Raw genomic sequence first — 9663 nt, forward strand, 5'->3', positions numbered from 1 at the left:
AAGCTAAGCCTTTCAGCGCCGATGGTACTGCAGGGGGGACCCTGTGGGAGAGTAGGACGCCGCCGAACAATTTTTCCGGGAAAGCCCCGTGCCTTGTGGCACGGGGCTTTTCTGCGTTCTGAACGTCTAGGCTCGAACCATGCGCTACGAACTGGTCATCTTCGACAACGATGGTGTGCTCGTCGACAGTGAGCCGATCGCCAACACCATCCTCTCCGGCTACCTGACCGAACTCGGTCACCCGACCTCGTACGAGGAATCGCTCCGCGACTACATGGGATCCGCTGTTCACCGCGTGCACGACCTCGTCGAGGAGAGAACCGGGAAGAAGTTGCCCGCGGACTTCGACACCACGCTCAACTCCCGTACGTTCGCGGCCTTCCAGCAGGAGCTGGTGGCCGTGGACGGGGCGGAGGAGCTGCTCGGGAAGCTCGTCGCCGACGGGGTGGACTACTGCGTCGCGTCCTCCGGGAGCCACGAGCGAATCCGGGTCGGGCACCGCAAGACCGGCATCGATCAGTGGTTCGAGGAGGAGTGGATCTTCAGCTCGGAGGACGTGGGGCGGGGGAAGCCGGCGCCGGATCTGTTCCTGCACGCCGCCGAGCGGATGGGGGTGGCGCCGGAGCGGTGCGTCGTCATCGAGGACAGCCCGCTCGGCGTCGAGGCGGCACGGGCCGCGGGGATGGACGTGTACGGGTTCACGTCGATGATGCCCGCGGACCGGCTCGTCGGAGTGACCGGGTACTTCTCCGACATGTCCCAACTCCCGGAACTGCTCGCCTGACCCATCTACCCACGGGTGGAGCCGGGCTCTACGCTCGCGGCCATGACTGATGCGGGCTTGCGGCACGGCAGGGCCTCCCTGGGGCTGAGCTTCGGCGTTCAAGGCGTCGCCTTCGCTCTCCTGGTGACGCGCATCCCCGCCATTCAGGACCAGTACGGGATATCCGACGGGCTGCTGCCCGCCTTCCTCGCTGCCGTCCCCGTTCTGGCGGGGGTCGGCAGTGTGGCCACCGGGAAGCTGGTGGCGCTGGTGCGGCCCGGTGCCGTGCTGCGGTGGGCCCAGCCCCTCGTCCTGCTCGCCCTGCTCGGGGTGGGCGCGGGGCGGGAAGTGTGGCAGGTCGCCGTCGCGCTCGGCGTTTTCGGACTGGCCGTCGGGGCGTTGGACGCCTCGATGAACATGCTGGGCGTCAGCCTTCAGCGGGCGTACGGGCGCAGCATCATGCTCGGCTTCCACGCCGCGTTCAGCCTCGGCGGGATCGTGGGGGCGTCCCTGGCGTGGGTCGGGGCGCGCTGGGATCTGCCGTTGCTCGTGTCGTACCTGCCTGTCGTGGCGGTGCTGTTGCCCGCCGCGCTGGTCGGGAGCCGGTGGTACACGGAGGGGAAGGCACCCGAGCCGTCCGGTGGCGTTCCCGGCGGTCCGGGCGGGGCGGTTTCGTTCAAGCTGCTGTTGCCCCTGTGTCTCGTGATGGGCTTCGCGTACATCGGTGACTCGACCGTCTCCAACTGGAGTGCCAAGTACCTTCAGGACGTGCTCGGCAGCTCGGAGCAGCTGGCGACCGTTCCGTACAACCTCTACATGGTGACGACGCTGTTGGGGCGGGCCGTCGGGGATCTCGGAGTGCGGAGGTTCGGGGCGGTGGCCGTGGTGCGGGGCGGGAGTCTGCTGGCGGCCGGGGGATTCGCGGTCGTGGCGGTGGCGCCGGGGGCCTGGGTGGGGATGCTCGGGTTCACGATGCTCGGGCTCGGGCTCTGTGTGATCGTGCCGCAGACCTTCGCGGCGGCCGGGCGGATGTTCCCGGGGAACAGCGATGAGGCCGTGGCCCGGATCAATATCTTCAACTATGTGGGGTTCCTGGTGGGTTCGCCGCTGGTGGGTGTTCTGGGGGATGCGTGGAGCTATCGGGGCGCCATGCTCGTACCGATGGTTCTGGTGCTGGTGACGCTGGTGTATGCCCGCTCGTTCGGGCCGGAGCCCGCCCGATACGGTGGCGGGCATGAGCGGCCGCACACAGCTGATGTGGGATGACGCAGTTACGGGATACGACTTCGGGGAGAGCCACCCCATGGACCCGGTCCGGCTGGCCCTGACGATGGGGCTGGTGCGGGCGTACGGGCTGGACGAGGCGGTGGATCTACGGTCGGCGAAGCCCGTGGGGGACTCCACCCTGCGGCTCGTGCACCGGCAGGACTACGTGGCTGCGGTGCGGGCCGCCTCCGCGAATCCACGGGCCGCCGACCAGGACTACGGGCTCGGGACCGTCGATGATCCGGCGTTCGCGGGGATGCACGAGGCGTCCGCGCTGATCGCCGGGCTCTCGGTGGGGGCCGCCGAGGCGGTGTGGCGGGGCGAGTGCGCGCACGCGGTGAACTTCACCGGGGGGCTGCACCACGCCATGCCCGGGTCGGCCGCCGGGTTCTGCGTCTACAACGACCCGGCCCTCGCCATCGCCCGGCTGCTGGAACTGGGCGCGGAGAGGGTCGCGTACGTCGATGTGGACGTCCACCACGGGGACGGGGTGCAGGCCGCGTTCTGGGAGGACCCCCGGGTTCTGACCATCTCGCTGCACGAGCACCCCAGGACCCTGTTTCCGCAGACCGGGTGGTCGGAGGAGACCGGGGCCGGGGCGGGGGAGGGCAGTGCCGTCAATCTGCCGCTGCCCGCCGGGACCGGGGACGCCGGGTGGCTGCGGGCGTTCCACTCCGTCGTGCCGGAGCTGATCGCCGATTTCCGGCCGCAGGTGCTCGTGACCCAGCACGGGGCCGATACGCACTTCGAGGACCCGCTCGCCCACCTCGCCGTCTCCCTGGACGCGCAGCGGGCCGTGATGGAGTCCTGCCACGAGCTGGCCCACAGCTACGCGGACGGGCGCTGGGTGGCGCTCGGCGGGGGCGGGTACGCGGTGGTGGATGTCGTACCGAGGTCGTGGACGCATCTGGTGGGCATCGCCGCGCATGCGCCCGTCGACCCCGAGTCCGTGGTCCCGGCCTCCTGGCGGGATCTGGTCTATGCCCGTACACGGCAGCTGGGCCCGGGGCGGATGACGGATGGACGTACACCGTCCTGGAAGTCGTGGGAGGACGGCTACGACCCGGCTGACCGGCTGGACCAGGCCGTGCTGGCCACCCGGAAGGCGGCGTTCCCGCTGCGGGGGCTGCTGGCCTGAGGGAAGGGCGGCCGTGCGGCATTGTGCCCTGCGGTTACGCCAACGGTGGGGCGTAGCGGGAATCCGGCCCGTCCGTGCGCCGCGATACGGCAGCATCCGTGGGGTGTTGAGCACCGGGGCGCTGCGCGCCCATCTGCTGGCGGCCCGGCTGGCCGGGCCCGTGGCCACGCCGCGCGAGAACAGTCTGCGCAGCTACCGGCTGTTCGCGGCCCGGGATCCGCGGGTGATGCTGGGGCTCGCGCCCGAGCGGGCCTGGGGCGAGGGCGAGCTGTTGCGGCTGATGGCGGACCGGTGCGGGGTCTCGGCCGATCCCGCGCATGTCTCGGGGCCCGACGCGATCGATCCGGAGCGGACGGTGGCCGCGCTGGACGCGTTCGCCGAGCGGCTGGCGGTGGTGGCCGGGCGGCGGGCTCCGGTGCTGCTGGGGACCGGCCATCCGCACCGGCTGCTCGGTTTCTACGCCGGGCTGGCAGACGCGCTGTCGGCGGCGGGCTGTCCTGTTCTCACCCCCGCGCAGGGGCGATGTGTCGACATAACGACCCGGTTTGGCGTACGTACGTACAACCTCGACTACGTACGGGGTGTCGCCCTGGTGCGCGAACCAGGGGGGCGGCCCACAGGGGGTGCGACCGGCGCGCACACGCATTCGCCGCTTCCGGTGAGGCTCGCGCTCCAGGACGCGGCGGAGCGTCTTGGGGTGCTGCCCGAGCTGGTGGTCGGGGATCACGGCTGGGTCTGCGGTGCAGGTCAGCTGGGGATCGAGGCGATCGGGCCGGCGGACACGGACGATCCGGCGCTGTTCGTGGGGGAGGCCGAGGGGCGGGTGTCCGTGGTGGTTCCGCTCGACGACGGCGTACGGTCGGCGTTCTACCGGCCGTTGACGCGCTATGTGCTCAATCGGGCCCGTCTGTCACAGTAGGCCGCCGATCGCCTCTCCTCTTCCCCACTCGCACCACCCGCCCCTAATCTGTGGAGTGAGCGCACAGCGACGAAGAGTCACCGGAGGGGAAGCCGGTGCGCGTCCGGTGCGGAAGGTACAGGTGGGTCATGGCTGCTGGCAGTGAGAGGCCTCTCAACGAGGTCAAGTTTCTGACCGTGGCGGAAGTCGCCTCGGTCATGCGAGTGTCGAAGATGACCGTGTACCGCTTGGTGCACAGCGGTCATCTGCCGGCGATCCGGGTGGGCAGGTCCTTCCGGGTGCCGGAGCAAGCGGTTCACGCGTATCTCCGCGAGTCCTTTGTGGGGGTGGAATCAGCCTGAGGTTGCCTGCGGATTACGTCCCTCGGACGGTGGCGGGTAGGCTAGGCCGACGTAGGTCGTGTGGGCCCAGACGCCCCGCACCAGTGAAGATGAAGTGAGCGAGGGTAGTCGTGGGCTCTGTTATCAAGAAGCGGCGCAAGCGGATGGCCAAGAAGAAGCACCGCAAGCTGCTCAAGCGCACGCGCGTTCAGCGTCGCAACAAGAAGTAAGCGAACGAAGTTCGTGAGATCCGCAGCCCTTCCGCCGTTCTGGCGGGAGGGCTGCGGTGTGTTTCGGGGCATGGGGTCGTCACAGGGCGGGGGCCACCCGCTACGGTGACGGCCAGGAAGTCACCGCTGGAAGCAGGGGAGCCGGGTCTTGGGCAAGGTCGTGCTCGTCACGGGAGTGGCCCGGCAGCTGGGGGGCCGCTTCGTCCGGCACGTCCAGCGCGAGCCCGGGGTGGACCGGGTGATCGCCGTCGACGCGGTCGCGCCCGCGCATCAGCTGGGCGACGCGGAGTTCGTCCGCGCGGACATCCGGCAGTCGGCCATCGCGCGGGTCCTGGCCGAACACTCCGTCGACACGGTCGTCCACCTGGACGTCTCCGGCAAGGCGCTCGGCGCGGGCGGCCGCCAGGCGATCAAGGAGACCAACGTCATCGGGACGATGCAGCTGCTCGGCGCCTGCCAGAAGTCCCCGACGGTCCAGCGGCTCGTGGTGAAGTCCAGTACCAGCGTGTACGGGTCGGCGCCCCGCGACCCCGCCGTGTTCACCGAGACCACCCCGCCCAAGTCGCTGCCGAGCGGCGGCTTCGCGAAGGACGCGGTGGAGGTCGAGGGGTACGTACGGGGCTTCGCCCGCCGTCGGCCGGACGTGGCGGTGTGCGTGCTGCGGTTCGCGAACATCCTGGGGCCCGAGCCGGACTCGCCGCTCGCGGACTATCTGTCGCTGCCCGTCCTGCCGACGGTTTTCGGCTATGACCCGCGGCTTCAGTTCGTGCACGAGGACGATGTGATCGACGTCCTGGGGATCGCCGCGAGCGAACCCCGGCGCGGGACGCTGAACAGCGGCACCTTCAACATCGCGGGGGACGGGGTGCTGCTGCTGTCGCAGTGCTCGCGGCGGCTGGGGCGGCCGACCGTGCCGGTGCTGCTGCCCGCCGTCACCTGGGTCGGCTCGGCGCTCCGGACGATCGGCATGACCGACTTCTCGCCGGAGCAGATCCGGCTGCTCACCCACGGCAGGGTGGTTTCGACCGTGCAGATGCGCGAGACCCTCGGTTTCCGACCGAAGTTCACCACGGCCGAGACCTTCGCGGAGTTCGCGCGGAGCCGGGGGCCCGGTCTGCTGCCGCCGGAGACGGCGGGCAGGGCGGTGGACCGGCTGGCGGCGCTGCCGGTCCTGGGGGGTGCCGGACCGCGGGAGCGCGGGGCCGGTTCGGTACAGACGACTCACGGCGCCAGGTAGAGGAGCGCACCGACGATGGCGGACGCCAAGGTCATTCCGTTCGACGACGACCGTTCGCGGTCCGGGAGCGCGTCGCGTCCGGCGCGGCGCAGGACCGGGGCGGGCGGCCCCGGTGGCAGTGGCGGGGGCGATGGTGCCACGGCTCCGGTGAGCGCCCTGCCTGGGGCGGAGGTCCCGGACCTCTCCCCGGCCCCGGAGGGCGGCGAGCTGCCTCCGGAGGGCGGGGAGGGCGGGGGCTGGGAGCGGCGGATCGCGGGCGGGCTGGCGTTTCTGCGGCGGCGGGTCACCGGGGATTACGACGTCGATGAGTTCGGCTACGACAAGGAGCTCACCGACCAGGTCCTGATGTCGCTGCTGCGGCCGCTGGCGGACAAGTACTTCCGGGTCGAGGTGAAGGGCATCGAGAACATCCCGTCGGACGGCGGGGCGCTCATCGTGGCCAATCACTCCGGGACGTTGCCGCTGGACGGGCTGATGCTTCAGGTCGCGGTGCACGACAACCATCCGGCCGAGCGCCATCTGAGGCTGCTCGCCGCCGATCTGGTCTTCCATCTCCCGGTCGTCAACGAGCTGGCCCGCAAGGCCGGGCACACACTGGCCTGCGCGGAGGACGCACAGCGGCTGCTGGAGCGGGGCGAGATCGTCGGGGTGATGCCGGAGGGGTTCAAGGGCATCGGCAAGCCGTTCGGCGAGCGCTACAAGCTTCAGCGCTTCGGCCGGGGCGGGTTCGTGTCGACGGCGCTGCGGGCGGGTGCGCCGATCGTGCCGTGCTCGATCGTGGGCGCGGAGGAGATCTACCCGATGATCGGCAACGCGAAGACGGTGGCGCGGCTGCTGGGCTTCCCGTACTTCCCGATCACGCCGACCTTCCCGTGGCTGGGGCCGCTGGGCGCGGTGCCGCTGCCGACGAAGTGGACGATCCAGTTCGGTGAGCCGATCCCGACGGACGGCTATCCGCCGGAGGCGGCGGAGGACCCGATGCTGATGTTCAACCTGACGGACCAGGTGCGTGAGCAGATCCAGCACACGCTGTACCGGCTGCTGGTGCAGCGGCGGTCGGTGTTCTTCTGATCTTCGGTGTTCTTCCGTAGCTACGGAGAGGGGGGCCGGTACGCGTTTCGCGTACCGGCCCCCCTCTCCGTAGCTACGGGCTACGGCTTGAGGTTCTCGCCGTCGATGCCCAGGCCCGGGAGGAGGCCCGGGAGGAGCGGGGGCAGGGTGACGTCCGGGGCCGGCGGTGTGCTGGGCCCGCCCTCGGGGGAGGGCTGGGTGAGGCCGTCCGTGGGCAGCTCGTCGAGCAGTCCGTCCCCGCCTCCGCCCAGCAGTCCGTCGCCGGGGGTGGATTCGGTGGAGCCGGAGGGCTTGGGGGCGGTGCTGCCATCGGTGCGGTCCCCGGGCTGCTGGGAGGCGCCGGGGGCGGGGGCGTCGGACCGGGGTGAGCCGGTGCCGGGGGTGGTGGTGTCGGCGTGTCGGGTGTCCTTGCTTCCGCCCGGGACGCGGGGGAGGAGCGACCGGAGCGGTTCGACTTCTTCCTCCATGGCGTCGAAGACGGAGCTGACCTCGTCGCCGACGTCGCTGAGCTGGACGGGCAGCCGGTCGCGGAGGTTGCTCCAGGTGTCGCGGTGTGAGCGGGAGAAGGAGTCGAGGGTCTGGATCGGGCCGATCGAGCCGTCGCGCTGGTAGGTGGCGTGGAGCAGCCGGTGGCCCTCGGTGGCGTCGTGGGACATGCCGTTGAGGGCGCGTCTGACGGCGCCGAGCGACTCGTGGTCCAGCTCGCCGGAGCGGCCGCGCTCCATGAGGCGGCGGGCTTCGCTGAGCCGGGTGGAGGCCTGGTCGAGGTAGGCCTCGCCGCGGTCGGCGTCACCCTTGGTCATGCCGAGGCTGATGTCCTCCATCCCGCGCTTCAGCCCGTACAGCGAATCACCGGGGAGGGCGTCGGAGCTTGCGGCGGCGACACCGCCGAACGCCCCTGCGGCGACGCCGACGGTGAGCCCGCCGGCGGTGAGTCCCTTCGCCCAGCGGGAGCGGGGGCGCAGTTTCCGCAGCGGTGAGGCCCGGTGGGCCCCCTTGGCCCGTTGCTCGGGCACCGTAGGGCCTGTGGACGCGCCGCCCTCGGCGAACATGGCCTCCATGGCCGCGACGAGCTGGGCTCGCTGTACCACTTTGACCTCGGGGTCCAACTGCGGCTTCGGTAGTTCACCGAGGCCGTTCGCCAGGGCCAACAGCGGTCCGCGGTCGGCCTGTTCGGCCGTTTCCTCGGGCTGTACGGCCGCCGCACCCTGGGGGGTCTGCTCCTCCAGGGCCTGGGCGAAGGCGTTGGCCCGCCGGTGTGCCGAAACGTTTGCGATCACTGGCGGCACCTCCTCTCGTCATGACGGTCGACTCCCCTGGCGGTCCGGAAGGTTGCACACCTTGAGCGTTTCCACTCGATGGAGTGAGTGGCGACGGACAGGGGGTGACGACAGGGGGCCTGCAACCGGCACAACGAGCCTCGCGGCACTTGGGTTACGCGCGAAAGATGATCGGACCAGTGCGTGAGGGGACGGTCACGCAGAGGTCCGTCGGTCAGGTCAGCGGGCGTCGTCCGGCAGGAGCCGGGCCAGGGTCCGCACCGCGCGGTACTGGAGGGTCTTGATCGCGCCCTCGTTCTTTCCCATCACCCGGGCGGTCTCGGCGACCGAGAGGCCCTGGAGGAACCGCAGGGTGACGCACTCCTGCTGCTGGGGGTTGAGGCGTCGCACGGCCTGGAGCAGTGCGGCGTTGGAGAGGGACTCCAGGACGGAGTCCTCGGGGCTGCGCGCCACCTCGTTGGCGTCGAGCATCTCGCCGGTGGTCACTTCCAGTCGGAAACGACTGGATTTGAAGTGGTCGGCGACCAGATTGCGGGCGATGGTGACCAGCCAGGCGCCGAAGTCGCGGCCCTGCCAGGTGAACGTGGAGATGCGGCGCAGCGCGCGGAGGAAGGTCTCGCTGGTGAGGTCCTCCGCGGTCGCCTTGCCGCCCACGCGGTAGTAGATGTACCGGTACACCGTGTCGCTGTACTGGTCGTACAGGCGGCCGAAGGCGTCCGCCTCGCCGGCCTGTGCGCGCTCGACGAGATCCATCATGCGCGCGCTGTCGCTGTCGGCGGTGGGACGACGGACGGCCGCCGTGGTCGAGGCGGTGCGGGTGCTGCGTCTTCCGACCGCCGCACTGCGTTCGGCCATGGCGTAACAAGGGCCGGCAGGTGCAGGGGTGGCAAATGCGGGGACGGCGTACGCGGTGGGGACGAAGCCGCGCAAGCGGTCAATGACCGATGCACGCAGCGTAGCCAGGCCCGAGGCGTCAACCCCGACGTGTGGGTACACGGGACTCCCAGAGGCAGAGCTTCCATCACGAGCAGTTCGAAAAACGTCACCCGTCGTAGCGGGTGGCGGTCTCCGTGATGCGTCTGAGGAGAATAACGCTTCGTGCAGGCGGTGCTACACCCAGTTGTCTAAATCATCGCTTCCGTCGCTTCTGTTATCGCTAAGTGACGGAACAAGTAGCACATGGTGACCGTTTATTGATCGGATTACTTCGCGATCTGTCTCTGGGGGCGACGGGTTGTGGTCGGGCGTCGGTAATCCGACTGGCCGGAGGGGGCGCTGGGCCCGGCGGGGCGGCCGCTCACGATTGGCCGTACGGCTCCGGGCGTGGCTGCGCCCCGTGACCGGATGCGACCGGAGGCGCGGGGCGCGGGGCGTACGGGCGTGGGTGCGGGGTCAGCGGCGGCGGCGGTGCAGGGCGACGGCCGCGGCCGTGCCGCCCG

Annotated in this window: 10 protein-coding genes; 8 read left to right on the plus strand and 2 right to left on the minus strand. The window is 70.5% G+C overall.

The window, feature by feature from the left end:
• Positions 1-139: 139 nt before the first annotated feature.
• The 8 genes from CIB93_RS36010 to CIB93_RS36045 all read left to right on the plus strand — a co-directional run bounded on the left by CIB93_RS36010 (position 140) and on the right by CIB93_RS36045 (position 6944).
• Complete coding sequence (locus CIB93_RS36010) at positions 140-784, plus strand: HAD family phosphatase (RefSeq protein ID WP_096633000.1); 645 nt, start codon at positions 140-142, stop codon at positions 782-784.
• A 42-nt stretch (positions 785-826) separates the two neighbouring features.
• Complete coding sequence (locus CIB93_RS36015; protein ID WP_096633007.1) at positions 827-2029, plus strand: MFS transporter; 1203 nt, start codon at positions 827-829, stop codon at positions 2027-2029.
• On the plus strand, positions 1998-3167 hold the full coding sequence (locus CIB93_RS36020) for an acetoin utilization protein AcuC (protein ID WP_096633001.1): 1170 nt from the start codon (positions 1998-2000) through the stop codon (positions 3165-3167). The genes CIB93_RS36015 and CIB93_RS36020 overlap by 32 nt, the downstream gene beginning before the upstream one ends.
• A 103-nt stretch (positions 3168-3270) precedes the next feature.
• Positions 3271-4086 (plus strand): phosphatase, encoded by an 816-nt coding sequence (locus tag CIB93_RS36025; RefSeq protein ID WP_096633002.1) that lies wholly within the window; start codon positions 3271-3273, stop codon positions 4084-4086.
• Positions 4087-4214: 128 nt separating this feature from the next.
• Complete coding sequence (locus CIB93_RS36030; RefSeq protein WP_003968329.1) at positions 4215-4427, plus strand: helix-turn-helix domain-containing protein; 213 nt, start codon at positions 4215-4217, stop codon at positions 4425-4427.
• 110 nt (positions 4428-4537) lie between these two features.
• Positions 4538-4636, plus strand: a complete 99-nt coding sequence (locus tag CIB93_RS36035) for a 30S ribosomal protein bS22 (protein ID WP_003948845.1) — start codon at positions 4538-4540, stop codon at positions 4634-4636.
• 148 nt (positions 4637-4784) lie between these two features.
• Positions 4785-5873, plus strand: a complete 1089-nt coding sequence (locus tag CIB93_RS36040) for an NAD-dependent epimerase/dehydratase family protein (RefSeq protein ID WP_096633003.1) — start codon at positions 4785-4787, stop codon at positions 5871-5873.
• Positions 5874-5888: 15 nt separating this feature from the next.
• Entirely contained in the window at positions 5889-6944 is a 1056-nt protein-coding gene (locus CIB93_RS36045; protein ID WP_096633004.1) for a lysophospholipid acyltransferase family protein, read from the plus strand.
• A gap of 80 nt (positions 6945-7024) precedes the next feature.
• On the opposite strand, the gene CIB93_RS36050 is transcribed toward CIB93_RS36045, so the two are convergent.
• Both CIB93_RS36050 and CIB93_RS36055 read right to left on the minus strand, forming a co-directional pair.
• Positions 7025-8224, minus strand: coding sequence for a DUF5667 domain-containing protein (locus CIB93_RS36050; protein WP_096633005.1), 1200 nt, complete (start codon positions 8222-8224; stop codon positions 7025-7027).
• A gap of 219 nt (positions 8225-8443) precedes the next feature.
• On the minus strand, positions 8444-9220 hold the full coding sequence (locus CIB93_RS36055) for an ECF subfamily RNA polymerase sigma factor, BldN family (protein ID WP_096633006.1): 777 nt from the start codon (positions 9218-9220) through the stop codon (positions 8444-8446).
• Positions 9221-9663 lie beyond the last annotated feature (443 nt).

It is taken from the genome of Streptomyces sp. WZ.A104, from assembly GCF_002382885.1.
In the GTDB taxonomy this organism is placed as follows: domain Bacteria; phylum Actinomycetota; class Actinomycetes; order Streptomycetales; family Streptomycetaceae; genus Streptomyces.

Coding starts and splice junctions, on each gene's coding strand:
- CIB93_RS36010 (WP_096633000.1), top strand. CDS start 140: ATGCGCTACGAACTGGTCATCTTCGACAACGATGGTGTGCTCGTCGAC.
- CIB93_RS36015 (WP_096633007.1), top strand. CDS start 827: ATGACTGATGCGGGCTTGCGGCACGGCAGGGCCTCCCTGGGGCTGAGC.
- CIB93_RS36020 (WP_096633001.1), top strand. CDS start 1,998: ATGAGCGGCCGCACACAGCTGATGTGGGATGACGCAGTTACGGGATAC.
- CIB93_RS36030 (WP_003968329.1), top strand. CDS start 4,215: ATGGCTGCTGGCAGTGAGAGGCCTCTCAACGAGGTCAAGTTTCTGACC.
- CIB93_RS36045 (WP_096633004.1), top strand. CDS start 5,889: ATGGCGGACGCCAAGGTCATTCCGTTCGACGACGACCGTTCGCGGTCC.